This is a genomic window from Pseudomonas graminis (assembly GCF_900111735.1).
GTDB classification, from domain to species: domain Bacteria; phylum Pseudomonadota; class Gammaproteobacteria; order Pseudomonadales; family Pseudomonadaceae; genus Aquipseudomonas; species Aquipseudomonas graminis.
In genome coordinates, this window is record NZ_FOHW01000015.1 from 19,192 (window position 1) to 45,377 (window position 26,186).

At 59.0% G+C, this 26,186-nt stretch carries 23 protein-coding genes; 6 read left to right on the forward strand and 17 right to left on the reverse strand.

From position 1 onward, the window contains the following. Positions 1-79: 79 nt before the first annotated feature. Positions 80-2,497, forward strand: coding sequence for a penicillin acylase family protein (locus tag BMY98_RS13040; protein ID WP_074889762.1), 2,418 nt, complete (start codon positions 80-82; stop codon positions 2,495-2,497). Between the two features lie 318 nt (positions 2,498-2,815). Here BMY98_RS13040 and BMY98_RS13045 read toward each other — a convergent pair whose 3' ends face one another. The 7 genes from BMY98_RS13045 to BMY98_RS13075 all read right to left on the reverse strand — a co-directional run bounded on the left by BMY98_RS13045 (position 2,816) and on the right by BMY98_RS13075 (position 11,166). Beyond that, a complete protein-coding gene (locus BMY98_RS13045; protein WP_074889765.1) occupies positions 2,816-3,706 on the reverse strand; it encodes an ABC transporter permease subunit in 891 nt (296 codons plus the stop codon). Continuing rightward, positions 3,703-4,623 (reverse strand): ABC transporter permease subunit, encoded by a 921-nt coding sequence (locus tag BMY98_RS13050; RefSeq protein ID WP_074889768.1) that lies wholly within the window; start codon positions 4,621-4,623, stop codon positions 3,703-3,705. The genes BMY98_RS13045 and BMY98_RS13050 overlap by 4 nt, the downstream gene beginning before the upstream one ends. Beyond that, a complete protein-coding gene (gene potA / locus BMY98_RS13055; RefSeq protein WP_074889771.1) occupies positions 4,620-5,762 on the reverse strand; it encodes a polyamine ABC transporter ATP-binding protein in 1,143 nt (380 codons plus the stop codon). Before potA ends, BMY98_RS13050 begins: the two co-directional genes overlap by 4 nt. Positions 5,763-5,818: 56 nt before the next feature. Then, complete coding sequence (locus tag BMY98_RS13060) at positions 5,819-6,913, reverse strand: polyamine ABC transporter substrate-binding protein (RefSeq protein WP_074889774.1); 1,095 nt, start codon at positions 6,911-6,913, stop codon at positions 5,819-5,821. 278 nt (positions 6,914-7,191) lie between these two features. Next, the gene (locus tag BMY98_RS13065) at positions 7,192-8,289 is read right to left on the reverse strand and encodes a polyamine ABC transporter substrate-binding protein (RefSeq protein WP_074889777.1); all 1,098 of its coding nucleotides are present in this window, start codon (positions 8,287-8,289) and stop codon (positions 7,192-7,194) included. 72 nt (positions 8,290-8,361) lie between these two features. Then, positions 8,362-9,726, reverse strand: a complete 1,365-nt coding sequence (locus BMY98_RS13070; RefSeq protein WP_074889779.1) for an aspartate aminotransferase family protein — start codon at positions 9,724-9,726, stop codon at positions 8,362-8,364. Between the two features lie 81 nt (positions 9,727-9,807). Beyond that, positions 9,808-11,166 (reverse strand): glutamine synthetase family protein, encoded by a 1,359-nt coding sequence (locus tag BMY98_RS13075; RefSeq protein WP_037016227.1) that lies wholly within the window; start codon positions 11,164-11,166, stop codon positions 9,808-9,810. 691 nt (positions 11,167-11,857) lie between these two features. Here BMY98_RS13075 and BMY98_RS13080 point away from each other — a divergent pair. Both BMY98_RS13080 and BMY98_RS13085 read left to right on the forward strand, forming a co-directional pair. After that, entirely contained in the window at positions 11,858-13,234 is a 1,377-nt protein-coding gene (locus BMY98_RS13080; RefSeq protein WP_065987362.1) for a glutamine synthetase family protein, read from the forward strand. 157 nt (positions 13,235-13,391) lie between these two features. Further along, entirely contained in the window at positions 13,392-14,030 is a 639-nt protein-coding gene (locus BMY98_RS13085) for a TetR/AcrR family transcriptional regulator (RefSeq protein WP_074889782.1), read from the forward strand. Between the two features lie 347 nt (positions 14,031-14,377). Here the strand turns inward: BMY98_RS13085 and BMY98_RS13090 are convergent, their stop codons facing one another. From BMY98_RS13090 to BMY98_RS13120, 7 genes are all read right to left on the reverse strand, one after another. Then, on the reverse strand, positions 14,378-14,593 hold the full coding sequence (locus tag BMY98_RS13090) for a TOBE domain-containing protein (RefSeq protein WP_037016233.1): 216 nt from the start codon (positions 14,591-14,593) through the stop codon (positions 14,378-14,380). A gap of 51 nt (positions 14,594-14,644) precedes the next feature. After that, positions 14,645-15,454, reverse strand: a complete 810-nt coding sequence (gene ssuB / locus BMY98_RS13095) for an aliphatic sulfonates ABC transporter ATP-binding protein (RefSeq protein ID WP_074889785.1) — start codon at positions 15,452-15,454, stop codon at positions 14,645-14,647. Beyond that, positions 15,451-16,239 carry an aliphatic sulfonate ABC transporter permease SsuC gene (ssuC, locus tag BMY98_RS13100; RefSeq protein ID WP_074889787.1) on the reverse strand — a complete coding sequence of 263 codons (789 nt, stop codon included), beginning with the start codon at positions 16,237-16,239 and terminating at the stop codon, positions 15,451-15,453. The genes ssuB and ssuC overlap by 4 nt, the downstream gene beginning before the upstream one ends. 27 nt (positions 16,240-16,266) lie before the next feature. Then, a complete protein-coding gene (locus BMY98_RS13105; RefSeq protein ID WP_074889790.1) occupies positions 16,267-17,232 on the reverse strand; it encodes a sulfonate ABC transporter substrate-binding protein in 966 nt (321 codons plus the stop codon). Positions 17,233-17,630: 398 nt separating this feature from the next. Next, the gene (locus tag BMY98_RS13110; RefSeq protein ID WP_074889793.1) at positions 17,631-18,269 is read right to left on the reverse strand and encodes a peroxiredoxin; all 639 of its coding nucleotides are present in this window, start codon (positions 18,267-18,269) and stop codon (positions 17,631-17,633) included. A 142-nt stretch (positions 18,270-18,411) separates the two neighbouring features. Then, entirely contained in the window at positions 18,412-19,779 is a 1,368-nt protein-coding gene (locus BMY98_RS13115; protein WP_074889796.1) for an OprD family porin, read from the reverse strand. Between the two features lie 1,017 nt (positions 19,780-20,796). Continuing rightward, positions 20,797-21,237 (reverse strand): hypothetical protein, encoded by a 441-nt coding sequence (locus BMY98_RS13120; protein ID WP_074889798.1) that lies wholly within the window; start codon positions 21,235-21,237, stop codon positions 20,797-20,799. Between BMY98_RS13120 and BMY98_RS13125 the strand changes: the two genes are divergently transcribed. Beyond that, entirely contained in the window at positions 21,236-21,691 is a 456-nt protein-coding gene (locus BMY98_RS13125; RefSeq protein WP_037016260.1) for a tRNA (cytidine(34)-2'-O)-methyltransferase, read from the forward strand. The two genes, BMY98_RS13120 and BMY98_RS13125, sit on opposite strands and share 2 nt — an antisense overlap. A gap of 76 nt (positions 21,692-21,767) precedes the next feature. On the opposite strand, the gene secB is transcribed toward BMY98_RS13125, so the two are convergent. The 3 genes from secB to BMY98_RS13140 form a co-directional block, all read right to left on the reverse strand. Further along, entirely contained in the window at positions 21,768-22,262 is a 495-nt protein-coding gene (gene secB, locus BMY98_RS13130; protein WP_074889799.1) for a protein-export chaperone SecB, read from the reverse strand. A 76-nt stretch (positions 22,263-22,338) separates the two neighbouring features. After that, positions 22,339-22,593 (reverse strand): glutaredoxin 3, encoded by a 255-nt coding sequence (gene grxC, locus BMY98_RS13135; protein ID WP_074889802.1) that lies wholly within the window; start codon positions 22,591-22,593, stop codon positions 22,339-22,341. 1 nt (position 22,594) lies between these two features. Further along, positions 22,595-23,008, reverse strand: coding sequence for a rhodanese-like domain-containing protein (locus BMY98_RS13140; protein WP_065987378.1), 414 nt, complete (start codon positions 23,006-23,008; stop codon positions 22,595-22,597). A gap of 161 nt (positions 23,009-23,169) precedes the next feature. Here BMY98_RS13140 and gpmI point away from each other — a divergent pair, with 161 nt between their 5' ends. Both gpmI and BMY98_RS13150 read left to right on the forward strand, forming a co-directional pair. Next, on the forward strand, positions 23,170-24,705 hold the full coding sequence (gpmI, locus tag BMY98_RS13145; protein WP_074889805.1) for a 2,3-bisphosphoglycerate-independent phosphoglycerate mutase: 1,536 nt from the start codon (positions 23,170-23,172) through the stop codon (positions 24,703-24,705). A 138-nt stretch (positions 24,706-24,843) separates the two neighbouring features. Then, positions 24,844-26,166 carry a murein hydrolase activator EnvC family protein gene (locus tag BMY98_RS13150; protein WP_074889807.1) on the forward strand — a complete coding sequence of 441 codons (1,323 nt, stop codon included), beginning with the start codon at positions 24,844-24,846 and terminating at the stop codon, positions 26,164-26,166. Positions 26,167-26,186 lie beyond the last annotated feature (20 nt).

Sequence of the window (26,186 nt, forward strand, 5' to 3'; positions counted from 1 at the left end):
TCCATGGGCGGTCCGTCTACCCAGTCGCGAGACAAATCTGTAGCCTGCAAAACTTTCCGATTCTCATTTGAGCCACTGCATGAAACGCAGCCTTTACGTCGTCATCGCACTGTTGGTGCTCATCGGGGGCGCGGGTGCCTGGTACATCCACGGCAAGCAGCCGTTCCGCGATGGCGAAATGAGCCTCGCCGGGCTGCAGGCCCCGGTCACCGTGGCTTACGACGAGCGCGGCGTGCCGCATATACGTGCCGACAACCAGGACGATCTGTACCGCGCCCTGGGCTACGTCCACGCTCAGGACCGTCTGTTTCAGATGGAAATCCTGCGCAGGCTGGCGCGCGGCGAGCTGGCTGAGGTTCTTGGCCCCAAGCTGGTCAACACCGACAAGCTGTTCCGCAGCCTGCGCATCCGCGAGCACGCCGATGCCTATGTCGCGCGTCAGGACAAGAACACGCCGGCGTGGAAGGCGCTTCAAGCGTATCTGGACGGCATCAATCAATATCAGGCGACGCATCCCAAACCGATCGAGTTCGACGTGCTGGGCATTCACGAGCGGCCGTTCACGGCGCAGGACACTCTCAGCGTCGGCGGGTATCTGGCGTACAGCTTCGCGGCGGCGTTTCGCACTGAGCCGCTGATGACCTATGTGCGGGATCAACTGGGCCCGGAGTACCTGAAAGTCTTCGATCCGGGCTGGCAGCCAAAAGGCGCGCTCGGACAATCTTCAGGGGTCAGTCAAACCCCTGCGCTGACCGGCAACGACTGGAAAGGCCTCAATGACCTGGCACTGCTCAGCCAGCAGGCGCTGGAGAAAGCCGGCCTGCCGCAGTTCGAGGGCAGCAATGCGTGGGCAGTGTCTGGCAGCCGCACCCAGAGTGGCAAACCGCTGCTGGCGGGCGATCCGCACATTCGTTTCTCGGTGCCGGCGGTCTGGTACGAAGCGCAGCTGACCGCGCCGGGTTTTGAGTTGTACGGGCATTTTCAGGCCCTCAATCCCTTCGCCCTGCTCGGCCACAATCCGGATTTCGGCTGGAGCCTGACGATGTTCCAGAACGATGATCTGGACCTGATCGCCGAGAAGACTAACCCCGACAATCCCGATCAAATCTGGTACCACGGCGCCTGGGTGGACATGACGTCCCGCACCGAACAGATCGCGGTCAAGGGTGAATCCCCCGTCACGCTTACCCTGCGGCAGTCACCCCATGGTCCGATCGTCAATGACGCGCTGGGCGCCAACGGGGCGCAGCAGCCGAGCGATACCCCGATTGCGATGTGGTGGTCGCTCCTTGAGTCGGACAACCCGATCCTCCAGGGCTTCTATGAAGCCAACCGCGCCGACACGCTGGACAAGATGCGCAGCGCTGCTGAGAAGATCCAGTCGCCGGGCCTGAACATCGTTTACGCCAACGCCAAGGGCGATATCGGCTGGTGGGCTGCGGCGCAGTTGCCCAAGCGGCCTGTGGGGGTCAATCCAACGTTCATCCTTGATGGCAGCTCTGAACAGGCCGACAAGAATGGCTTCTACCCTTTCAGCGCAAACCCGCAGGAAGAAAACCCGACACGGGGTTATATCGTTTCGGCGAACTTCCAGCCGGTGTCGCCTACGGGCATGGAGATTCCGGGCTATTACAACCTCGCCGAGCGCGGTCGCCAGTTGAATCGCCAGCTGAGCGACGACACGGTGAAATGGAATCTTGAGAACAGCAAGGCGCTGCAACTCGGGACCCGGACGGACTACGCCGCGCAGATTCTGACGCCGCTGATTCCAGTGCTGCGCCGCGTGGTCAGTGAGCCAGAGGAGCACGATCTGCTTGAGCGCCTGGCGGCGTGGAACGGTGAGTACTCAGTGGATTCGGTGGGGGCCACTCTGTTCAATCAGTTCCTGTTCAACCTGACCGATGAGGTGTTCCATGACGAGCTGAGCGATGGTCTGTTCACCACGCTGCTGTCGACCCGCCTTATTGACATGGCCCTGCCGCGACTGGCCGCCGACGCGAACTCACCATGGTGGAACAATCGCCATTCTCGGGAACCCGAAAGTCGCGACAACACGGTGAAGGTCGCCTGGCATGCAGCGGTCTCGCATTTGAAATCGCTGTACGGGCAGAATCCGGATGAGTGGACGTGGGGGAAGGCGCACACGCTGACCCATGAACATCCTCTGGGCAAACAGCCGCCGCTGGACATGCTGTTCAATGTCGGACCGTTCGCGGCGCCGGGTACCCATGAGGTCCCGAACAATCTGTCAGCGAGCATGGGCCCCGCGCCGTGGCCGGTTACTTACGGGCCATCGACGCGCCGCCTCATCGACTTCGCAGACCCGGCGCATGCACTGGGCATCAACCCGGTGGGCCAAAGCGGCGTGCTGTTCGACAAGCACTACGCCGACCAGGCGCAGCGCTACATTAACGGCGAGTACGTGCCCGAGCGGCTCAGTGAAGGGGATGTGGCGGGGAACAGCAAAGAAGTGTTGAAGCTGGTGCCGGGGCGTTAACCCTGTGTGAGTGATGATCGTCCCCACGCTCCGCGTGGGGATGCCGCCCGGGACGCTCCGCGTCAATCGCTGTGACGCGGAGCGTCAGGAGATGCATTCCCACGCAGAGCGTGGGAACGATCAGCGGCCGGTATCAGTCCGGTGAGATCAATCAGTGAGAGTGAACTCGACTGTGGGACCGGCTTTAGCCGGGAAGGCGTCAGGCGTTACACCGCAGCATCTACGGCGTACTCACCGGCCTCTTCCCGGCTGAAGCCGGTCCCACTAAAAGCATCGCGTGCATTCAGTGGGAACATCTCACTGGAGCAGTGATCGGGATTAAACCGACTCGACCGCCTTCGCACGGCGTATGTCCGGCTGTTTCCAGCCGTCTGCCGCAGCTTCTTCGATGGCTTGCTGGATCGCGCGTTTGCGGTTGTTTTCCGCGCGGCGGCTGAAGAACCAGACCAGGAAGGTCGCGATCGACACGGCCAGCAGAATCAAACTGGCAATCGCGTTGATCTCCGGCTTTACGCCCAGGCGCACCGCCGAGAACACTTCCATCGGCAGGGTCGTCGAGCCCGGGCCGGAGACGAAGCTCGCCAGTACCAAGTCGTCCAGCGACAGCGCGAAGGACATCATCGCCCCCGCCGCCAGCGATGGCGCGATCATCGGGATGGTGATCAAAAAGAACACCTTCCACGGCCGTGCGCCAAGGTCCATTGCCGCTTCTTCGATGGACATGTCCAGCTCACGCAGACGCGCCGACACCACCACCGCCACATACGCCGCACAGAACGTCGTGTGAGCGATCCAGATGGTGACAACGCCGCGCTCCTCGGGCCAGCCGAGCAACTGCGCCATCGCCACGAACAGCAGCAACAGCGACAGACCGGTGATCACTTCGGGCATCACCAAAGGCGCCGTGACCAGACCGCCAAAGAACGTCTTGCCCTTGAAGCGGGTGATGCGTGTCAGCACGAAGGCCGCCATGGTGCCCAGCGCCACCGCCGCAACGGAGGTGTACAGCGCGATTTCCAGCGAGCGCATGACCGCGCTCATCAGTTGGGTGTTGTCGAGCAGCCCGACGTACCACTTGACCGACCAGCCACCCCAGACCGTCACCAGCTTGGAGGCGTTGAACGAGTAGATCACCAGAATGACCATGGGCGCGTAGATGAAGATCAGGCCCAGTACCAACATCAGGTTCGAGAATCGGAAGCCTCTCATGCCTTGCCCTCCAGTTCTTTGGCCTGACTGCGGTTGAACAGAATGATCGGCACGATGAGTATCAACAGCATCACCACCGCCAGCGCCGACGCTACCGGCCAGTCACGGTTGTTGAAGAATTCCTGCCAGAGCACTTTACCGATCATCAGCGTCTCGGGGCCGCCCAGCAATTCAGGGATGACGAATTCGCCCACCACCGGAATGAACACCAACATGCAGCCCGCGATGATGCCGTTCTTGGACAGCGGCACAGTGATTTTCCAGAAGCTGTTGAAGGTGCTCGAACCCAGGTCCGATGCGGCTTCCAGCAGGCTTTGATCGTGCTTCACCAGATTCGCGTACAGCGGCAGGATCATGAACGGCAGGTACGAATAGACCACGCCGATGTACACCGCGAGGTTGGTGTTGAGGATCTGCAACGGCTCGCTGATCACGCCCAGCCACATCAGGAAAGCGTTGAGCAGACCATTGTTGCTGAGGATGCCCATCCACGCGTAGACGCGGATCAGGATCGCGGTCCACGTCGGCATCATGATCAACAGCAGCAACACCGTCTGTATTTCTTTGCGGGCGATGGAGATGCCGTACGCCATCGGATAGCCGATCAGCAGACACAGCACGGTGCTGATGAAGGCCATCTTCAACGAACCCAGGTACGCCGAGATATACAGATCGTCACTGGTCAGCAGCGCGTAGTTGGCGAAGTTGAGCACGATATCGAGCTTCTGCTCGACGTAGGTAAAGATCTCGGTGTACGGCGGAATCGCTACATCGGCTTCAGCGAAACTGATCTTGATAACGATCAGAAACGGCAGCGCGAAAAACAGGAACAGCCACAGGAACGGCACGCCGATAACGGCTTGGCGCCCGGTGGGTTTTATTCGATTGAAAGCCCGTTTTATTTTTCGGATTTTCATGAGCGCAATACCACGCCACTGTCGTCTTCCCACCAGACGAAGACTTCGTCGTCCCAGGTCGGTCGCGTGCCCTGACGCTCGGCGTTGGCGACAAACGACTGCACCAGCTTGCCCGACGGCAGCTTCACGTAGAACACCGAGTGACCGCCCAGGTACGCGATGTCATGAACCTTGCCCCGGGACCAGTTGTGTTCGAACGACGGCTGCTCGGTGGTCACCAGCAGCTTTTCGGGACGCAGCGCGTAGGTAATGCGCTTGTCTTCCACTGACGTGGTGACGCCGTGGCCGACGTAGATTTTGCGTTCAAGCTCAGGACTACTGATCAGCGCGTGGCCTTCCATGTCTTCGATGACTTCACCGTCGAACAGGTTGACGTTGCCGATGAACTCGCACACCAGGCGGCTGGTGGGTGTTTCATAAATATCGATCGGGCTGCCGATCTGGGCGATCCAGCCCAGGTGCATGATCGCGATGCGCTCAGCCATGGTCATGGCCTCTTCCTGGTCGTGGGTCACCATCACGCAGGTCACGCCGACGCGCTCGATGATTTCCACCAATTCCAGTTGCATCTGCGAACGCAGTTTTTTGTCCAGTGCGCCCATTGGCTCGTCGAGCAGCAGAAGCTTCGGCTTTTTCGCCAGTGAGCGAGCCAGTGCCACGCGCTGACGCTGTCCGCCGGACAACTGATGCGGCTTGCGCTTGGCGTACTGGGTCATCTGCACCAGCTTTAGCATCTCGGCCACGCGGGCCTCGACTTCGGCCTTGGGCAGCTTGTCCTGCTTGAGGCCGAAGGCGATGTTGTCCGCCACGGTCATGTGCGGAAACAGCGCGTAGGACTGAAACATCATGTTGATCGGACGTTCGTACGGCGGCATGTCGGTGATGTCGACGCCGTCGAGGTAAATGCGGCCTTCGGTCGGGCGTTCAAAGCCGGCAAGCATGCGCAGCAGGGTGGATTTCCCCGAGCCGGACCCGCCGAGCAGGGCGAAGATTTCACCCTTGTTGATCTGCAGAGACACGTCGTCCACAGCAATCGTCTCATCGAACTTTTTCGTGACCCGATCGATTTTGACCAGCACCTGTTTCGGTTGCTGACCACCCTCAAGGGATTTCTTGTAGGCGCCGGAGGCAACTGCCATGGGTGAAACTCCCAACTGTTTTTGCGCCCGGCCAATGGGGCCGGGCGCCAAGGTCTTTATTTACCGGTTTTGATCTTCGTCCAGCTGCGCGTCATGACGCGCTGGATCTTGGGCGGCAGCTCGGAGTTGACGTACAGGCGCGCCTGTATCTCCTTCGAAGGATAAACCGCCCCGTCGTTACGAATGGCCTGATCCATCAACGCGCCTGAAGCCGGGTTCGGGTTGGCGTAACCCACCTGGTCACTGACCTTGGCGATGACGTCGGGTTTGAGGACGTAGTTGATGAACGCGTGAGCGGCCTTCACGTCCGGCGCATCCGAAGGGATCGCGAGCATGTCGAACCACAGGTTGCCGCCCTCTTTAGGAATCGAGTAAGCAATCTTGACGCCCTTGCCGGCCTCTGCGGCACGGGCCTTGGCCTGGAAGACGTCACCGGAGAAACCGGCAGCGATGCAGATGTCGCCGTTGGCCAGGTCAGTGATGTATTTGGACGAGTTGAAATAGGTCACGTACGGGCGGACCTTGAGCAGCTTGGCCTCGGCGGCCTTGTAGTCTTTCTCGTCGGTGCTGTTCGGATTCAGCCCCATGTAGTTGAGGACGGCGGGCAGCATCTCGTCAGCGGAGTCGAGGAACGCGACGCCACACTTTTGCAGCTTCTTGATGTTCTCGGGCTCGAACAGCGTGGCCCAGGAATCGATGGTGTCGACGCCCAGCACTTCCTTGATCTTGTCGACGTTGTAGCCGATGCCGTTGGTGCCCCACAGATACGGCACGGCGTACTGGTTGCCCGGGTCGTTCTTCTCCAGGCGCTTGAGCAGTTCGGGGTCGAGATTGGAATAATTGGGCAGCTGGGATTTGTCGAGCTTCTGAAACGCCCCGGCCTTGATCTGTTTGCCGAGGAAGTGATTGGACGGCACGACCACGTCATACCCGGTGTGGCCGGCCAGCAGCTTGCCTTCCAGGGTTTCGTTGGAGTCGAAAACGTCGTACTTGGTTTTGATCCCGGTGGCGGACGTGAAGTCCTCCAGCGTTGTGGTGCCGATGTAATCGGACCAGTTATAAATGCGAACGGTGGAATCCGCGTAGGCACCGGCAGCGAGCGTAAGCCCGGCCCCGAGTAGCAAGCCTTTTGAAAATAAAGAAATAGACACGTGTGCAGTCCTTTTTTAGTAGGTGGGCCTGTTGCCCGTACCGATGACAGTGACGACTGCCTGTGACACATCCGGCGCGCAACTTACCTTCGATAAACCCTTCTCGCAAAAAAACTTTTTGTGACGCGGGTGTCATGACGGCTAACGCAAAACCTGTAGGAGTGAGCTTGCTCGCGATGAGGGGGTGTCAGCGGACATCAACGTCGTATGCACTGCCGTCATCGCGAGCAAGCTCACTCCCACAGTTTGGGTGGGGCATTTGACCCACCCGGTCAGCCTTATTTACCGGATTTGATGTTGGTCCAGCTGCGGGTCATCAAACGCTGAGTCGCCGCCGGCAAGTCGGCGATCGCGTACAACTTGGCCAGAACGTCGGCTGGTGGGTAAACGCCCGGGTCAGACGTGATGTCCTTGTCGACGAACTCGGTGGCCGCCTTGTTGCCGTTCGGGAAGTGAACGGAGTTGGTGATTTCAGCCATCACCTTCGGTTGCAGGATGAAGTTCATGAACTTGTAGGCGCCTTCGACGTTTTCGGCATCTTTCGGGATGGCGACCATGTCGTAGAAGCTGCCTGCACCTTCTTTCGGAATGTTGTAGCTGACTTTGACCTTGCCGCCCGCTTCTTCAGCGCGCGCCTTGGCCTGGTAGATGTCACCCGAGTACCCCACGGCTACGCAGATGTTGCCGTTGGCCAGGTCCGAGATGTATTTGGACGAGTGGAAGTAAGTGATCGAAGGACGAATCTTCTTGAACAGATCCTCAGCCTTCTGCAGGTCTTCCTTCTTCTGGGTGTCGGTCGGCAGGCCCAGGTAATGCAGCGCCACTGGCAGCATTTCGGTTGGCGAGTCGAGGAAGCTGATACCGCAGCCTTTCAGCTTGGCGGCGTTCTCAGGCTTGAACAGCAGATCCCACGAGTTGACCGGTGCATCAGCGCCCAAGGCAGCTTTGACCTTTTCAGCGTTGTAGCCGATACCGATCGAGCCCCACATGTAGGGGAATGCGTGCTTGTTATCCGGGTCGCTGATCGACACGGCCTTCAACAGCGCAGGGTCGAGGTTTTTGTAATTTGGCAGCTTGGACTTGTCCAGCTCCTGATAGACGCCGGCCTTGATCTGCTTGGCCAAAAAGTTGTTCGACGGAACAACAATGTCGTAACCCGATTTACCGGCCAGCAGCTTGGCTTCCAGGGTCTCGTTGCTGTCGAACACGTCGTACACCACTTTGATGCCCGACTCTTTTTCGAAGTCGGCGATGGTGTTCGGTGCGATGTAATCGGACCAGTTATAGACGTGCAGCACTTTGTCATCGGCGTGTGCAGCGGCGGCCACTGCGCCCATGAGGGACAAGGCCAGGAGGGTTTTGCCAAATTTCTTCATTCGTACGGCTCCAGTGTTTTTATGTAAGCGGCGTCTAGACGGCGGATAGTCTGGCAATTTCCCGGTAAAAATTCAGCCCTGCAATGACTCAAACGTCAGGTCCAGGCACTTGCGCGCCTTTTCGATCAGTTCATCGATCTCGGCGAAGGTAATCACCAGCGGCGGCGAGATGATCATGGTGTCGCCCACGGCCCGCATGATCAGGCCATTGTTGAAGCAAAAAGTGCGGCAAATCATGCCTGCGCCTTTGCCGGCATAACGCTGACGAGTGGCCTTGTCTTTTACCAGTTCGATGGCGCCCAGCATGCCGACGCCCCGCACTTCACCCACCAGCGGGTGATCGCTCAGCTCGCGCAGACGCTTTTGCAAATAGGGTGCCGTTTCAGACTTGACCCGTTCGACGATCTTTTCTTCACTCAGAATGCGAATGTTCTCCAGCCCCACTGCTGCTGCCACCGGGTGACCCGAGTAGGTGAAGCCGTGGTTGAAGTCGCCGCCCTCGTTCAGCACCTTGACCACTTCGTCGCGCACGATGACGCCACCCATGGGGATGTAGCCGGAGGTCAGGCCCTTGGCAATGGTCATCAGGTCAGGTTTGAGGTCGTAGAAGTCACTGCCGAACCATTCGCCGGTGCGACCAAAGCCACAGATCACTTCATCGGCCACGAAGAGGATGTCGTATTTGGCGAGGATCTCTTTGATCTTTGGCCAGTAGGTGTCGGGCGGAACGATAACGCCGCCAGCCCCCTGAATCGGCTCGGCGATGAACGCGCCGACATTGTCCACGCCCAGTTCGAGAATCTTCTTCTCCAGCTGTTCGGCCGCCCAGACGCCGAACTCGTCGGGGGTCATGTCGCCGCCTTCACCGAACCAGTAAGGCTGCGGAATGTGGACGATGCCCGGAATCGGCAAGTCGCCTTGCTCATGCATATAGGTCATGCCGCCCAGGCTCGCGCCAGCGACGGTCGAGCCGTGGTAACCGTTAACGCGGCTGATGATGACTTTCTTGCTCGGCTGGCCCTTGATCGCCCAGTAGTGACGCACCAGCCGCAGCACCGTGTCGTTGCCCTCGGAGCCAGAGCCGGTGAAGAACACATGGTTCATGCCCTCGGGGGCGATATCGGAGACCGCCTTGGCCAGTTGCAACGCCGGCGGGTGAGCGGTCTGGAAGAACAGGTTGTAGTACGGCAGCTCGCGCATCTGCTTGCTGGCGGCATCGGCCAGTTCTTCGCGACCGTACCCGATGGCAACACACCAGAGCCCGGCCATGCCGTCGAGGATCTTGTTGCCTTCGCTGTCCCAGAGGTAAACGCCCTTGGCCTTGGTGATGATGCGCGGGCCTTTCTCTTTCAGCTGCTTGAAGTCGCTGAACGGCGCCAGGTGATGATCACTGCTGAGGGCTTGCCATTCGCGGGTTTGCGGGTTGTTGGAACTCATGAATCACTCCATTTTGGTATCGCGTGTGGGGCGCCGTCGATCCGCTCGGGATTCATTCGGATCCAGCGACGCCCCGGGACGTCAGACGGCAAAGAGCAGGAATTCCCGCTCCCACGAACTGATCACACGCTTGAAGTTTTCGTGCTCGGCGCGCTTGACCGCGACGTAGCCGGTGATGAATTTCTTGCCGAGGTACTTTTCGACCGTCTTGCTGTTTTCCATGCGCTCCAGCGCGTCTTCGATGGTCAACGGCAAGCGCAGGTTACGACGCTCGTAACCACGTCCGACCACAGGGGCGCTGGGGTTCAGGCCCTCGACCATGCCGATGAAACCGCACAACAGGCTGGCGGCGATGGCCAGATATGGATTGGCATCGGCACCGGGTAGACGGTTTTCCACACGGCGGTTCTGTGGGCCGGCGTCGGGAACGCGCAGGCCAACGGTGCGGTTTTCTTCGCCCCACTCAACGTTCACCGGCGCGGAGGTGTCCGGCAGGAAGCGGCGGAACGAGTTGACGTTGGGCGCGAACAGCGGCAACAGCTCGGGGATCAGCTTTTGCAGACCGCCGATGTGTTGCAGAAACAGCTGACTCATCGTGCCATCTTCATTGGAGAAGATGTTCTTGCCCGTCTCGATGTCGATGATGCTCTGGTGCAGGTGCATGGCGCTGCCGGGCTCGCCGGTCATGGGCTTGGCCATGAAAGTCGCGGCCACATCGTGCTTGAGGGCGGCTTCGCGCATGGTGCGCTTGAACACCAGAATCTGGTCCGCCAGAGACAGCGCGTCGCCGTGACGGAAGTTGATCTCCATCTGCGCGGTGCCGTCTTCGTGAATCAGCGTGTCCAGGTCGAGGTTTTGCAGTTCGCACCAGTCGTAGACGTCTTCGAAGAGCGGGTCGAATTCGTTGGCGGCTTCGATGGAGAACGACTGACGACCGGTTTCCGGACGACCCGAGCGACCCACCGGTGGCTGCAGCGGGTAGTCGGGGTCGTCGCTGCGCTTGGTCAGATAGAACTCCATCTCCGGCGCCACGATCGGCTGCCAGCCTTGATCGGCGTAGAGCTTGAGTACTTTCTTGAGGACGTTGCGCGGGGACAGCTCGATGGGGTTGCCTTGCTTGTCGTAGGTGTCGTGGATCACCTGCGCAGTCGGCTCGATGGCCCAAGGGACCAGAAACACCGCGCTCTGGTCAGGACGGCAGAACATGTCGATGTCTGCAGGGTCCAGCAATTCGTAGTAGATGTCGTCTTCGACGTAATCGCCCGTCACGGTCTGGAGCAGTACGCTTTCCGGCAAGCGCATGCCCTTTTCAGCAATGAACTTGTTGGTCGGTGAAATCTTGCCCCGTGTGATACCGGTGAGGTCGGCGATCATGCATTCGACTTCGGTAATCCTGTGTTCTTTCAACCAATCGGTGAGCTGGTCGAGGTTGGTACTCATAAATACCTCAGGGTTTTAATTCCTGGTCGCCGTCATGGCGGTCAGGCGTTCTTTGAAGCGCTGGCGGTGCTGCTGGTTTTCAGCAGGCATCGTCTAAGTTACCGGCCCCTTCCCGGCTGAAGCCGGTCCTGCAATCGCCCACTGCCTGGAAGACTCAAAGATAGTCGTGCCTGTGCAAAACGCGCGGCCGCGGATGCCGCAGAGAGCTCTGGCCGGGTTAGTCAGCCGAAGCAAAAGGCGCGCCCGGTGGAATGGGTGCGTGGATAAAGAGTAAGGTGTCGAGGTGCCACGCAGAGGCATTCGCAATGCCCGGCGAGCCTGCCGGACCGCTACACTGAAAGCGTGTGATGTGAAAAACAGGCGCCCGAATGGCTGAGTGCAGGCGGTAAGGCCGATCAGCGGAAGGCGAAGCATGGGACCCCCGGTATTATTGCTGTTATGGGTTGCAATCGAGCTTAGCGTTGTTCATTTTTTTCCACAACACACCCGTAAAAAATAAAAAACGCCCTGCTCAAGCCCGCAGTTTCCATGACGCTCAGCGCACAAAACCTGCCCTAAAGTGCGGCGAAAGTGGCGTCCCGGCGCCCTTTTAGGGCAAATCAGGGGTCCCTTGACTTCGTCTGGCCTTTCGGATTGACTGAAACCCGTAATGCTCGATGATTGATATTTTCAACAACAAAGGTGTTGCATCATGTCGGTACCCCCGCGTGCCGTTCAGCTCAACGAAGCGAACGCGTTCCTTAAGGAACATCCTGAGGTTCTATACGTTGACCTTCTGATTGCAGATATGAATGGAGTGGTGCGCGGCAAGCGCATCGAACGCACCAGCCTTCATAAGGTTTACGAGAAAGGCATCAACCTCCCAGCTTCCCTATTCGCACTGGATATCAACGGCTCGACGGTGGAAAGCACCGGTCTGGGTCTGGACATCGGTGACGCTGACCGAATCTGCTATCCAATCCCCGACACTCTCTGCAATGAGCCCTGGCAGAAGCGTCCTACCGCACAACTCCTGATGACCATGCACGAACTGGAAGGCACGCCCTTCTTCGCGGATCCGCGCGAAGTGCTGCGCCAGGTTGTCAGCAAGTTCGACGAGATGGGCCTGACCATCTGCGCTGCATTCGAGCTTGAGTTCTACCTGATCGATCAGGAAAACGTGAACGGCCGTCCGCAACCGCCGCGCTCGCCGATCTCCGGCAAACGTCCACACTCGACGCAGGTTTACCTGATCGATGACCTGGACGAGTACGTCGACTGCCTCCAGGACATTCTGGAAGGTGCAAAAGAGCAAGGCATTCCAGCCGACGCAATCGTCAAGGAAAGTGCTCCGGCGCAGTTCGAAGTGAACCTGCACCACACCGCCGACGCGCTGAAAGCCTGTGATTACGCAGTACTGCTCAAGCGCCTGATCAAGAACATCGCCTACGACCATGAGATGGACACCACCTTCATGGCCAAGCCTTATCCAGGCCAGGCGGGTAACGGTCTGCACGTGCACATCTCGATCCTTGATCGTGATGGCAAAAACATCTTCACCAGCGAGGATCCCGAGCAGAACGCCGCATTGCGTCATGCGATCGGCGGTGTGCTCGAGACCCTACCCGCGCAGATGGCGTTCCTGTGCCCGAACGTCAATTCATACCGCAGGTTTGGTGCCCAGTTCTACGTTCCGAACTCGCCGTGCTGGGGTCTGGATAACCGGACCGTGGCCGTGCGCGTACCTACCGGAACGGCCGACTCGGTACGCATCGAACACCGGGTTGCCGGTGCGGATGCCAACCCGTATCTGCTGATGGCTTCGGTGCTGGCAGGCATTCACCATGGCCTGACCAACCAGATCGAGCCCGGTCCGCCCGTAGAAGGCAACTCCTACGAGCAGAACGAGCAGAGCTTGCCGAACAACCTGCGTGATGCACTGCGCGAGCTGGACGACAGCGAAGTCATGGCCAAGTACATCGATCCGAAGTACATCGATATCTTCGTTGCGTGCAAGGAAAGTGAGCTGGAGGAGTTCGAGCACTCCATCTCCGACCTTGAATACAACTGGTACCTGCACACGGTTTGATGGCTGCACGGTCAAGAAAACGCCACCTTTTCGAGAGAATCGGTGGCGTTTTTCATTCATGAGCTGCGCGGACACCCTGTGGGACCGGCTTCAGCCGGGAAGGCAATCTCCCGGCTGCCACTGTAGAATGCCGTCGGCCCCGACCGAGAGAGCACTGATGACCCGCCTTGCCCCACCCCGCAAACCTCGCGCACGCAGTCAGGCGCGGATCGACTCGATCCTTGATGCCGCACGTGCGCTGCTGGCCTCGCACGGCGTGGGGAGCCTTTCCATCTACAGCGTCGCCGAACGGGCCGAGATCCCGCCCTCTTCCGTGTATCACTTCTTCGCCAGCGTGCCGGCGCTGCTCGAAGCGCTCACGGCCGATGTCCACGAAGCGTTTCGCGAAAGCCTGCAGCAGCCCATCGATCATGATCAGTTAAACCAGTGGCGCGACCTGTCCCACGTGGTGGAATCGCGCATGCTCGCGATCTACAGCGATGACGCTGCCGCGCGACAGTTGATCCTCGCCCAGCACGGTTTGACCGAAGTCACTCAGGCGGATCGTCAGCACGACATTGAACTGGGCAACCTCATGCATGAGCTGTTCGCCCGGCATTTCCAACTGCCGACGCTGCCTGATGATGTCGAGGTGTTTGCCCTGGCGCTGGAACTTGCGGATCGGGTGTACGCGCGCTCGGTGCAATTGCACAACGCGATCACCCCGCGCATGGCCGAGGAAGGATTGCGGGTGTTTGATGCGTATCTGGGGTTGTACCTGCCGCCGTATTTGCCAAAGCGCTCACAAAACCTGTAGGCCCCGGCAAATCTGAATCTGGTTAGACCACACAGAGGCTGTGGACTCACCGATCCGCTAGGCGCCAACGATTGCGTGCGTGGCCAAGATCAACTGTAGGAGTGAGCTTGCTCGCGATTGCGGTGTATCAGTCAACAATCTCCATTTCAGACCCACCGCGTTCGCCAGCAAGCCGACTCCTACGGATTTTGTGTGCCCCAACGATTGCGTGCGTGGCCAAGATCCACTGTAGGAGCGCGCTTGCCCGCGAATGCGGTGGGTCAGCTAAATATCCAGTCACTGACACCCCACATTCGCGGGCAAGCGCGCTCCTACACGTACCGACGTCGCTTGCGATCCAGCATCGATCACAACTTGGCGATCGACACCTCGGTGGATTTCACGAACGCGATCACTTCGCTGCCGACCACCAGCTCCAGCTCTTTCACCGAGCGGGTGGTGATGACAGAGGTAACGACACCCGACGCGGTCTGCACGTCGATCTCGGACAGCACGTCGCCGGTGACGATTTCCTTGATGGTGCCTTTGAACTGGTTACGCACGTTGATGGCTTTGATAGTCATGGTAAGGCTTCCTTTGTGAGATCAGTTCCGAGGGCAAGATTGCCTCTGGAGTTAGTTGGCCCAACGCAGTTGCGTGGGCAGCGGTGAAGTCGGTTCGGGGTCGGGCGGGTTGCCTGGCAGCGACAACACGCGGTTGAGCACTTCGGTTTCCAACGCGGCCAGTTGGTAGGAGCCGCGCGCCCTCGGACGGGCCAGATCAACCTGCAAATCAAGACCGATGCGGCCCTCTTCGATCAGCAAGACCCGGTCGGCAATGGCGACGGCTTCGCTGACGTCGTGGGTGACCAGCAAGACGGTGAAGCCGTGCTTCTTCCACAGGTTTTCGATCAACTGCTGCATCTCGATTCGGGTCAGGGCATCCAGCGCGCCAAGGGGCTCGTCGAGCAGCAACAGGCGGGGCTGGTGAATCAGCGCACGGGCCAGCGCCACCCGTTGTTTTTGCCCCCCAGATAACGCCGCCGGCCATTCGTTGGCGCGCTCGGCCAGACCCACTGCCTCCAGCGCTTCCAGCGCTTTGCCACGCCAGTCGCCGCTGAGGCCAAGGCCGACGTTGTCGATGATCTTTTTCCACGGCAGCAAACGCGCTTCCTGGAACATCAGTCGGGTGTCTTCCCGTGCATCCGCCAGCGAGCCGTTACCGGCCAGCAGTTGGCCGCTCGACGGTTGATCAAGGCCCGCCAGCAGGCGCAGTAACGTGCTCTTGCCGCAGCCGCTTCGGCCCACGACCGCCACGAACTGGCCGGCCGGGATGTGCAGATCGATATCTTTCAAGACCTCCCGCGAGCCGAAGGTCTTCTTCAGCTTGCGGACCTGCAAGGGAATTCCGCGCAACAGGTTCGCCGGTTGTTGGAGATTGCTCATTGCGCGCCACCTTTAGCTACTTGATACGCCGGGTGCCAACGCAGGCAGACCCGTTCCAGACCACGCGCCGCGAGGTCTGCCAGTTTGCCGAGTACGGCGTAGAGGACGATCGCCAGTACCACCACGTCGGTCTGCAGAAACTCCCGAGCATTCATCGCCAGATACCCGATGCCGGAGCTGGCCGAGATGGTTTCCGCGACGATCAGGGTCAGCCACATAAAGCCCAGCGCGAACCGCACGCCGACCAGAATCGAAGGCATCGCGCCCGGCAGAATCACGTGGCGGAACAGTCCGAAGCCGCTCAAACCGTAGCTGCGGGACATCTCCACCAGCGCCGGGTCGATATTGCGAATACCGTGGTACGTGTTCAGGTAAATCGGGAACAGCGTGCCCAGCGCCACCAGAAATATCTTCGCGGTCTCGTCGATGCCGAACCACAGGATGACCAGCGGAATCAGCGCCAGGTGGGGCACGTTGCGGATCATCTGCACCGAGCTGTCGAGCAGCCTTTCGCCCCATTTCGACAGCCCGGTAATGAAGCCGAGCGCCAGACCGATCGCGCCGCCGATGGCAAACCCAATCCCTGCACGCCAGCCACTGATCGCCAGATGGGTCCAGATTTCGCCGCTGCGCACCAGCGTGACGCCGGCCTCAATCACTGCGCTCGGGGCTGGCAGAATGCGGGTAGACAGCCAGCCCGCGCTGACCGCCAGCTGCCAGATCGCCAGCAACAGGACCGGTAGCAACCAAGGCGCCAGTCTGTGGGTGACTCTTTCAACGCTCATGGAGTTGTCTCCTTCCAATTGCCGGGCTTACTGCGCTTTCGCGACAGCAGCGGGTGGCGTCCAGATCACATCAGCAATGCGCAAAGGTTTAGGGATCAGCTTGAGCTGGTAGAAGGTGTCGGCGATTTTCTGTTGCGCCGCGACCGTCTCGGGTGTGATGAACACGGCACCGTAACCCTGACGCTTCACCGCCGTGCGCGTGATGTCTTCCGGCAGGCCGAGCAGCGGCGCGACCTGCTTGGTGACCTCTTCCGGGTTGGCCTTGGACCATTCGCCAACGGCGCGCACTTCCCCAACCAGGGTCTGGATCACCTTGGGATGCTGCTGCGCATAGGGTTTGGTCGCCAGGTAGAACTGGTTGTTGTCGACAATGCCTTTGCCGTCGCGCAGGGTCTTGGCCTGAAGTTGCTGCTCGGCGGCGGCCTGGTAAGGATCCCAGATCACCCAGGCATCGACGCTACCGCGTTCGAAGGCTGCACGGGCATCGGCGGGCGGCAGGAAAACGGTCTGGATATCGGTGTACTTCAAGCCGGCTTCTTCCAAGGCGCGCACCAACAGGTAGTGCACGTTGGAGCCTTTGTTGAGGACGACTTTCTTGCCTTTGAGGTCTTTGACCGAAGTGATCGGCGAATCCTTGGGCACCAGGATCGCTTCGCTGGTGGGCGCTGGCGGTTCGGCGGCGACATACAGCAGATCAGCGCCGGCAGCCTGGGCAAACACGGGCGGGGTTTCGCCAGTTACGCCGAAGTCGATCGAGCCCACGTTCAGGCCTTCAAGCAGCTGCGGCCCACCGGGAAACTCGGTCCACTGGACCTGCACGCCTTGATCGGCGAGTTTTTTCTCGAGCGAACCTTTGGCCTTGAGTAGCACCAGCGTGCCGTATTTCTGATAACCGATGCGCAAGGTGTCGGCCTGCGCCTGAGCAAGGACGCCGAAGGAAACCGCCGCAGCAAACAGAGCGACCAGGCCTCGACGCAAAATAACGGTGCCCATGGCACGCTCCTTTGGTGTGTAGCTAAGAGGTGGCACCTGCTCGTCCGATGGCGGACCAGTAAGGCAGAAAGGGATTCATGGCCGGCGATCTCGCCAGGACGGAAAGACCATAACAGGGGATTGTTATTCTCTAAAATCATATTTATTCATTTGGTTAGCACCAAATAGAATATAAGAGCTGCCGTGGCCCGACGCCCTACCCTGTAGGAGCGCGCTTGCCCGCGAATGCATCATTTCAGACGATGCTCATGTCACAGGAAGACCGCAATCGCGGGCAAGCGCGCTCCTACAGGTGAGAGCATCACGCGGCTTCTTTAATTGAACGCAGTTGATCGAACACAGGACTCATGAAAAAGGGCCGACAAGTCGGCCCTCATGTCGTGGTTGAAACGTGTGTGTCAGCGGTTCGGCTGTGGCGTCAGACGCAGGTAAGGCGTAACGGCTTTATAGCCTTTGGGGAAGCGCTCTTTGATCTCTGCTTCGTCCTTGATCGACGGCACGATCACAACGTCTTCGCCATCCTTCCAGTTAGCCGGCGTCGCGACTTTGTAGTTGTCGGTCAGCTGCAGCGAGTCGATTACCCGCAGGATCTCGTGGAAGTTGCGGCCGGTGCTGGCCGGGTAGGTGATGGTCAGGCGGATCTTCTTGTTCGGGTCGATCACGAACAGCGAACGCACCGTCAGGGTTTCGCTGGCATTGGGGTGAATCAGGTCGTAAAGCTCGGAGACCTTGCGATCCTCGTCCGCCAGGATCGGAAAGTTCACGAGGGTGTTCTGCGTGGTGTTGATGTCGCCGATCCACTGCGTGTGGGATTCGGCCGAGTCAACGGACAAGGCAATCGCCTTGACGTTGCGCTTGTCGAATTCGTCTTTCAGTTTTGCGGTGAAGCCCAGCTCGGTGGTGCAGACGGGGGTGAAGTCAGCGGGGTGCGAAAACAATACCGCCCATTTGCCGTCCAGCCACTCGTGAAACCTGATCGGTCCTTCGCTGGAGTTCTGTTCGAAGTCGGGTGCGATGTCGCCGAGTTTAAGGCCCATTTAGTCGTGCTCCTTGGATGATGAGTTATCAATCACTGTGCATCCCGACATCTGAAAACAAAAGGAACGATTCGTGCTGAATGGCAGGGTTTCAGGCATAAAAAAGCCCCGCCGAAGCGGGGCTCTGTTCAACACATCACGCTTACTTGAAGGCGTAGGTGTAGTTGAGGACCACACGGGTCTGGTCGGTGTCAGCCTGACTAGCGACTGGCAGGTCGGTACGCAGGTTGGCGCGACGCAGCGTGATGCCGAAGCCCTTCATTAAACCGTCCTGGAATACGTAGTCCAGACGCATGTCACGTTCCCACTCGGAAGAACGTTCAGCGGTAGCGCTGGTACGGATCTGATCGCCGTGCAAGTAGGCAACAGCGGCTTTCAGGCCAGGAACGCCCAAACGTGCGAAGTCGTACGAGTATTGGCCGAAGCGAGTCTTCTCACCGGCGCGGGTGAAGTTGGTGATCATGCTGTCGGTGAAGAGGTAAACGGAGTTACCACCTTCGCCTTCGTTACGCCCGCCATTAACATTGTCGCGAGTCACGCTGGTGTTGTTCATGATCGGCATGCCGCCATCGTCACTCACAGACTGGTAACCCAACAGGAATGCGCTGCCACCCAAGGTGTAGGTGAACATTGCAGTCCAAGTGTTGTTGTCGACTTCACCGTTGTCGCTATAACCGTTGGCGAAGCGGTAACCCGTGTTGACGCGCTGGTTCGAGTTCTCACCATCAGAGGTACTGTGGAAATAACGCAGGTCAGTCTTGAACGACTGGTCCTCAGCAATCGGCAGAACGTGTACCAGGCCCAGGAAGTGCTGCTTGTAGTAGTCTTCCAGGTTGGCGTAGTAGTACTGAACGGTCAGGTCTTTGGTGACTTTGTAATCGCCGCCCGCAAACTGGAAGTTGTTGGAGCCTTTGTAACCACCTGCCAGGGACATGTCAGCATAGTTGCTGGACGCACGACCAGCAGCCTGGGTCAGCTTACCGGCGGTCAGCGTCAGGTTGTCGATTTCCTTGGAAGTGACGATGCCACCTTCAAAGGTTTGCGGCAGCAGACGACTGTCGTTGGATACCAGGATCGGCAGGTTTGGCTGCAGAGCGTTACCGATCTTCAGCTCGGTCTTGGACAGTTTGACCTTGGCGTTGGCGCCAGCACGGGCCCAGTCAGCAACTGGCGAGCCGTCGGAGCTGGTTGGAGACACGGTGTTGGCGGTCGTTGGAAGGCGGTTGTCGATACCACCGCTCAAGTTGATGCCGTACATGCCTTGCACGTCGAGACCGAAGCCAACGGTACCCGGGGTGTAGCCAGAAATGAAGTTGAACAGAAAACCCTGGGCGGTCTGGCGCTGATCTTGCGCTTTGGCTCTGGCGCTAGGGTTTTCGCGAGGATCTTGTTCGAAATACAAAGTACGAGAACTGAGTGTCGCTTTGCTGTCATCCAGGAAACCAGCTGCACCGGCCTGAGTAGCCAAGACACCTGCGTATACGGCCAAGGCCAGGGTGGACTTCTTCATTGTGTATCGCTCCTCATGAATCTAATTTTTGTAGTTCCCGGGCCCGAGCCTAAGGCTCAAAACCGAGGATGCGCGATTAGCGCCGGACCTGACTCGGTGAGTCAATGGCCCCAAGACTAATTGACTAGACCGCGTTACAACTGGCTGCGAGGTAAGGTAAATCCTTTAAACCCAAAACGACTTTTGAGACCTGCCTTTATGCCAGGCAGTTATATGTCACAAGCCGTTTCAGCCGTCCGTTGCGGAGTGTATCGGCCCTAATCCGTAATTCCCAAATCATATTTCAGTGCCGTTCGTCAGATCGGTACTTTGGAGCCGTCGTACAACTGGAACTTGACCGGCAAGTCACGGTCTGCGTGCGAAACCGGTTGAGAAATACGGTTATAAGCTACTGAAATCAATGATTTTTCGGCTTGGGTAGTCGGGAATATTGCAGTTGTCACCCTGCAGTCCGTCTGTTTTTTGCAAACGTCCCGAAAAATGTCTTCCGCGCTCGAATCGAACCTCACATTCGCCGCTTTCCACCTGCCGCCCTCCAGATCTGCCCGCAGGGCAGCCTACGATTCGGCAAGATCATCTCTGAGCGGGCGTCGCGATCGTATTTACAAATTGTGACGTTTCGATGAAACGCCAGCGGGGAACACGCTCTTTCGATGGAGCCACTGCGTGGGCGGTTGCGTATGCGAACCACGCCAGTCAACTACCCATGGTCAATGATTTAAGGTGCGCTTACGGAGGCCACCCTTCCTGCGTGCATCACTTTGGTCACTTAAGTGCGGAAAATGCGCGAATAGCGTGCAAAAACGCTCACCAAACGTCCAACTCCGAAAGCCGATTCGAACCTAAGCTCCACGCAGGCACTGAAAAAACAGAGTCTACAAGGCCCTAAACCGGACACCTGCAGGACATTACGAATATTCCTACAGAGTTTTCTCAAAACTGGCACGCACGCTGCAATGGGTTATACATCACCAGTTTTGGGGACCTTGGTACAGGCAGGCCGGGGATTCCCCTCTTTTATTCCTCTCGGAGACTGACCTCCAGTCTCCAGCGCCCGTCCTGGGTTGCACCGCGCCAGTCGCCGTGCAGAGGACGGGCCGCCAGCAGGTTCAGCAACAACCCCTTATCACTTCGTTGCACCCTCCAGCGCACGTCTTTGCCGTTGAGCTTCAGTTCGCCTTTCTGCGGCTGGCCCTGGGCGTTAAACAGCAACGCCACCGCGCCGTCGATGTGTTCGCCATGGAGCTGCGGTTCGCGGTTGAACCACACGGCAACGCCGTTCGGCAGCGCTTCAATGGTTTGCAACTGGATGGGGTCCGGGGTCGTCACGCGGCCGATCATCAGCCCTACCATCACACCGACGATCGCCACCGACCCCAGAAACTTGGGCCACAGCTTCGGCCTGGGGTCTTCTTCAGGGGTAGAATGCATCCCGTCCTTTCGTTCGGAGCCGTGCATGTTTCACGTGATCCTTTTTCAACCAGAAATTCCGCCGAATACCGGCAACATCATCAGACTCTGCGCCAACAGCGGCTGCAGCCTGCATTTGATCGAGCCGCTGGGCTTCGAGCTGGATGACAAGCGCCTGCGTCGAGCCGGCCTTGATTACCACGAATACGCCACGCTGCATCGTCACGCCGACCTGCCGAGCTGCCTTGAAAGCATTGGCCACCCGCGGCTGTTTGCTTTTACCACAAAGGGCTCGCGGGTTTTCCACGATGCGCAATTCGAAGAAGGTGATGCCTTCCTCTTCGGCCCGGAAAGCCGGGGCCTGCCGCCGGAGGTTCTGGATCCGCTGTCGAGCGACCAACGCCTGCGCCTGCCGATGCGCGAAGGCTGCCGCAGTCTGAACCTGTCGAATACTGTGGCGGTTGCCGTGTATGAAGGCTGGCGGCAGTTGGGGTTCAAGTAGCAGCCCCGGCCCGTACCTCATACGCCGCCCACAAAAAAGCGCCCATACAGGCGCTTTTTTATTGCAGCGACAACGCTTACTGGACGGTAGGCGTTGGCATTTCGCCGCTTTCCTGCATGCGTTGCAGTTCTTGCGCGTACAGGGCGTCGAAGTTCACCGGGGCCAGCATCAGCGCAGGGAACGAACCACGGACAACCAGGCTGTCGATGGTTTCGCGAGCGTACGGGAAGAGGATGTTCGGGCAGAACGCGCCGAGGGTGTGGCTCATCGAGCTGGCATCCAGGCCCTTGATCAGGAAGATACCGGCTTGCTGGACTTCAGCGATGAAGGCGATTTCGTCGCCGTTCTTCACTTCAACGGACAGGGTCAGCACGACTTCGTAGAAGTCATTTTCCAGCTGCTTCTGGCGGGTGTTCAGGTCCAGGCTGACGCTCGGGGTCCATTCCTGACGGAAGATCGCCGGGCTTTTTGGCGCTTCGAACGACAAGTCGCGAACATAGATGCGTTGCAGGGAAAACTGCGGTGCTTCTTCTTCGTTGGAAATGGCGCCGTTATTCGGTTGATCAGTCATCTCAAATCCTTGCATTGAGGTCTTGTAGGCTTCCGGGCTGTGCAACAAACCATTGCTTCCACATCCCGGCTCGAATTCAGGCGCTCAGCAGCTTATCCAGCTTGCCGGCGCGCTCCAGGGCGAACAGGTCATCGCAACCGCCAACATGGATCGAGCCGATCCAGATCTGCGGAACCGAGGTACGCCCGGCTTTCTTGGTCATTTCAGCGCGAACCTGTGGCTTGCCGTCGACCTTGATCTCTTGGAAGCCAACGCCCTTGCCCGCCAGCAGCGACTTCGCGCGGGAGCAATAAGGGCAGTAATCGCTGGAGTAGACGACGACGTCTGTCATGTCACTTCACCAACGGCAGATTGTCGCCGCGCCATGATGAAACACCACCGGACAGCTTGGCGGCGTTGAAGCCCGCTTTCAACAGTTCACGAGCGGTATGGCCGGCGTGCTGGCCAGCGGCGTCGACGATGATCAGGGTCTTAGGCTTGAACTTCTCCAGTTCCGCTGTGCGGGTCAGGATTTTGTCCTGGGGGAAATTCACGGCGCCGACGATGTGGCCGGCAGTGAAGTCTTTCTTGGCACGAACGTCGATGACAACGGCTTCATCGCGGTTGACCATCGCGGTCAATTCGCCGGTACTCAGGCTGCGGCCACCTTTGCTGAGCTCCGTTGCGATCAGCAGGCCCAGCAGGATGACGAAAGCACCCGTCAGCAAATAGTGATTCGTGGCAAATTCAATCAGGTGAGCAACCATCATCAGGTTCCAGGGCGTTAAAATGTCGGCCAGTATACACAGCCCCCAAGGTCGGCCAAAGCCCGTACGGCAGTCACTCCGTTTAGCTTGTCGCTGATTTGAACTTGTCCCTAAACTGTCGATCTTTTTTCTACTTCACCTATTAGCCAAGAGTGGGATTCATGACTACCACGCCTAAACCTTTGGTTCTGATCATCCTGGACGGCTTCGGTCACAGCGACAGCCACCACGGCAATGCGGTCTACGCAGCGAAGATGCCGGTCTTTGATCGCCTGTACCAGACCATGCCGAACGGTTTGATCTCCGGGTCCGGCATGGATGTCGGTCTGCCTGACGGGCAGATGGGCAACTCCGAAGTCGGCCACATGAACCTGGGCGCCGGCCGCGTGGTGTATCAGGACTTCACTCGCGTGACCAAAGCAATCCGCGACGGCGAGTTCTTCGAAAACCCCGCCATCTGCAAAGCCGTCGATCAGGCCGTTGGTGCTGGCAAGGCCGTCCACATCCTCGGCCTGCTGTCCGACGGCGGCGTTCACAGCCATGAAGATCACTTGGTGGCGATGGTTGAGCTGGCTGCCCAGCGCGGCGCCGACAAGATCTACTTGCACGCCTTCCTTGATGGCCGCGACACGCCACCGCGCAGCGCGCATCAATACCTCGCCACCATGGAAGCCGCCTACGCGCGCCTGGGCAAAGGTCGCACCGCCACGATCATCGGCCGTTACTTCGCCATGGACCGCGACAATCGTTGGGACCGTGTCGAATCCGCCTACAACCTGATCGTCGACGGCACATCGGAATTCCACGCCGACACCGCCAAGGCCGCGCTGGACGCCGCTTATGAGCGTGGCGAAAACGACGAATTCGTCAAAGCCACCAGCATCGGTGCGCCGGTGACAGTGGAAGACGGCGACGCGGTGGTGTTCATGAACTTCCGCTCCGACCGTGCCCGCGAATTGACCCGCGTGTTCGTCGAAGACGATTTCGCGGACTTCGCCCGTCGGCGTCAGGCCAGACTGGCCGGTTTCGTCACGCTGACCAAGTACGCCGCCAACATCGACGCGCCTGCGGCGTTCGAAAAAGCCGGCCTGCACAACGTGCTGGGTGAATACCTCTCGAACAACGGCAAGACGCAGCTGCGCATCGCCGAGACCGAGAAGTACGCCCACGTGACGTTCTTCTTCTCGGGCGGCCGTGAAGAACCGTTCCCCGGCGAAGAACGCATCCTGATCCCGTCCCCGAAAGTCGCGACCTACGACCTGCAGCCGGAAATGAGCGCGCCGGAAGTCACCGACAGAATCGTCGACGCGATCGAGCATCAGCGTTACGACGTGATCGTCGTCAACTACGCCAACGGCGACATGGTCGGCCACAGCGGGATCATGGAAGCAGCGGTCAAGGCCGTCGAATGCCTGGACGTATGCGTTGGCCGCATCACCCAGGCGCTGGAAAAAGTCGGCGGCGAAGCGCTGATCACGGCCGACCACGGTAACGTCGAACAGATGACCAACGAGGAGACCCACCAGCCCCACACCGCCCACACCACAGAGCCGGTGCCTTTCGTTTATGTAGGCAAGCGTGACCTGAAGGTGCGTGAAGGCGGTGTATTGGCAGACGTGGCGCCGACCATGCTGATGCTGCTTGGCATGGAAATCCCGCAAGAAATGACCGGCACGCCGATTCTGGTCGCCAAGTAAGCCCCTCAAACCGGCCCGTCAGTCGCTGGCGGGCCGGTTTTGTATGAAATGTCTGACGGCCACGTCGTCCGAGCGTTTTTTTTGCAGCCACCGCCGGGCATACTAGGCCCGTCTTTACTCCTGGTATCGCCCAACCTCATGCTTCGCGCCCTGATCACCCTCGCCTTGATTTGTCTGCTCAATCCGGCCTTCGCCGACGACGATCGCGCACAAACGCAGAAACAGCTGGATGCCACACGTCAGGACATCACCGAACTGAAGAAAGCGCTGAGCCAGTTGCAGGAAGAAAAGTCCGGGGTCCAGAAGGACCTGCGCTCCACTGAAACCGAAATGGGCAAGCTGGAAAAGCAGGTGGAGGCCCTGCAAAAGGAACTAAAAAAGAGTGAAAGCGAGCTGCAACGGCTCGACCAGGAGAAAAAAAAACTCCAGAGCGCACGCGTTGAACAACAACGATTGATCGCCATCCAGGCCCGCGCTGCTTATCAGAGCGGCCGCCAGGAATACCTCAAACTGCTGCTCAATCAGCAGAACCCCGAAAAATTCGCCCGCACCCTCACCTATTACGATTACCTGAGCAAGGCCCGCCTGGAGCAGTTGCGCAGCTTCAACGAAACCCTGCGCCAGCTGGCCGACGTCGAGAAAAACATCGACCTGCAGCAAGCGCAGCTTCTGGTGCAGAAGAGTTCGCTGGATGACCAGAAGGCCCAGCTCGACACCGTCCGCCAGGAACGTCAGGTCGCGCTGGCCAAGCTGAATCAGGATTACAAAGCCCGCGACCAGAAGCTGCAATCGCGACAGCAGGATCAAACCGATCTGACCAATGTCCTCAAAACCATCGAAGAAACCCTCGCCCGTCAGGCCCGCGAAGCCGAAGAGGCACGCCAGAAGGCGTTGCTTGCGCAACAGGAAGCCGAAAAACGCCAGCGCGAGCAGGAAGCGCTGGCGAAAAACCGGGCTAAAGACGACGGGAAGGACGACCGCGATGAAGCGCCTCGTCGTCCCACCAAGGCGCCCGGCGCGATGGTTTCCAGTGCCGGTCAGTCCTACGGCGGGGCTTTTGAGCAAGCGAAGGGAAAACTTCCTTGGCCTGTCGATGGTCGATTGTTGGCGCGATTCGGCGAAAGCCGTGGCGATGACGAACGCACCAAGTGGGATGGCGTGATGATCAGTGCTGCTGCAGGCAGCCAGGTCCGCGCGGTGCACGGTGGTCGGGTGGTCTTCGCCGACTGGTTGCGTGGCGCCGGGCTTCTGGTCATCCTCGACCACGGCAATGGTTATTTGAGTCTGTACGGTCACAACCAGAGCCTGTTGAAAGAGGCCGGTGACGTCGTAAAAGCCGGAGAAGCGATCTCCACTGTCGGTAACAGTGGTGGTGGTCAGGACACTCCGGCGTTGTATTTCGCTATTCGTCAGCAGGGTCGCCCTAGTGATCCGGCCCAATGGTGTCGCACTCAAGGATAAGTCGACACCTCACTCAGGAG

Coding starts and splice junctions, on each gene's coding strand:
- ssuC (WP_074889787.1), bottom strand. CDS start 16,239: ATGAGCGTTGAAAGAGTCACCCACAGACTGGCGCCTTGGTTGCTACCG.
- BMY98_RS13110 (WP_074889793.1), bottom strand. CDS start 18,269: ATGGGCCTTAAACTCGGCGACATCGCACCCGACTTCGAACAGAACTCC.
- ssuB (WP_074889785.1), bottom strand. CDS start 15,454: ATGAGCAATCTCCAACAACCGGCGAACCTGTTGCGCGGAATTCCCTTG.
- gpmI (WP_074889805.1), top strand. CDS start 23,170: ATGACTACCACGCCTAAACCTTTGGTTCTGATCATCCTGGACGGCTTC.
- BMY98_RS13120 (WP_074889798.1), bottom strand. CDS start 21,237: ATGCACGGCTCCGAACGAAAGGACGGGATGCATTCTACCCCTGAAGAA.
- BMY98_RS13080 (WP_065987362.1), top strand. CDS start 11,858: ATGTCGGTACCCCCGCGTGCCGTTCAGCTCAACGAAGCGAACGCGTTC.
- BMY98_RS13040 (WP_074889762.1), top strand. CDS start 80: ATGAAACGCAGCCTTTACGTCGTCATCGCACTGTTGGTGCTCATCGGG.
- BMY98_RS13070 (WP_074889779.1), bottom strand. CDS start 9,726: ATGAGTTCCAACAACCCGCAAACCCGCGAATGGCAAGCCCTCAGCAGT.
- BMY98_RS13085 (WP_074889782.1), top strand. CDS start 13,392: ATGACCCGCCTTGCCCCACCCCGCAAACCTCGCGCACGCAGTCAGGCG.
- BMY98_RS13050 (WP_074889768.1), bottom strand. CDS start 4,623: ATGAAAATCCGAAAAATAAAACGGGCTTTCAATCGAATAAAACCCACC.
- potA (WP_074889771.1), bottom strand. CDS start 5,762: ATGGCAGTTGCCTCCGGCGCCTACAAGAAATCCCTTGAGGGTGGTCAG.
- grxC (WP_074889802.1), bottom strand. CDS start 22,593: ATGACAGACGTCGTCGTCTACTCCAGCGATTACTGCCCTTATTGCTCC.
- BMY98_RS13150 (WP_074889807.1), top strand. CDS start 24,844: ATGCTTCGCGCCCTGATCACCCTCGCCTTGATTTGTCTGCTCAATCCG.
- BMY98_RS13140 (WP_065987378.1), bottom strand. CDS start 23,008: ATGGTTGCTCACCTGATTGAATTTGCCACGAATCACTATTTGCTGACG.
- secB (WP_074889799.1), bottom strand. CDS start 22,262: ATGACTGATCAACCGAATAACGGCGCCATTTCCAACGAAGAAGAAGCA.
- BMY98_RS13105 (WP_074889790.1), bottom strand. CDS start 17,232: ATGGGCACCGTTATTTTGCGTCGAGGCCTGGTCGCTCTGTTTGCTGCG.
- BMY98_RS13065 (WP_074889777.1), bottom strand. CDS start 8,289: ATGAAGAAATTTGGCAAAACCCTCCTGGCCTTGTCCCTCATGGGCGCA.
- BMY98_RS13075 (WP_037016227.1), bottom strand. CDS start 11,166: ATGAGTACCAACCTCGACCAGCTCACCGATTGGTTGAAAGAACACAGG.
- BMY98_RS13115 (WP_074889796.1), bottom strand. CDS start 19,779: ATGAAGAAGTCCACCCTGGCCTTGGCCGTATACGCAGGTGTCTTGGCT.
- BMY98_RS13125 (WP_037016260.1), top strand. CDS start 21,236: ATGTTTCACGTGATCCTTTTTCAACCAGAAATTCCGCCGAATACCGGC.
- BMY98_RS13045 (WP_074889765.1), bottom strand. CDS start 3,706: ATGAGAGGCTTCCGATTCTCGAACCTGATGTTGGTACTGGGCCTGATC.
- BMY98_RS13090 (WP_037016233.1), bottom strand. CDS start 14,593: ATGACTATCAAAGCCATCAACGTGCGTAACCAGTTCAAAGGCACCATC.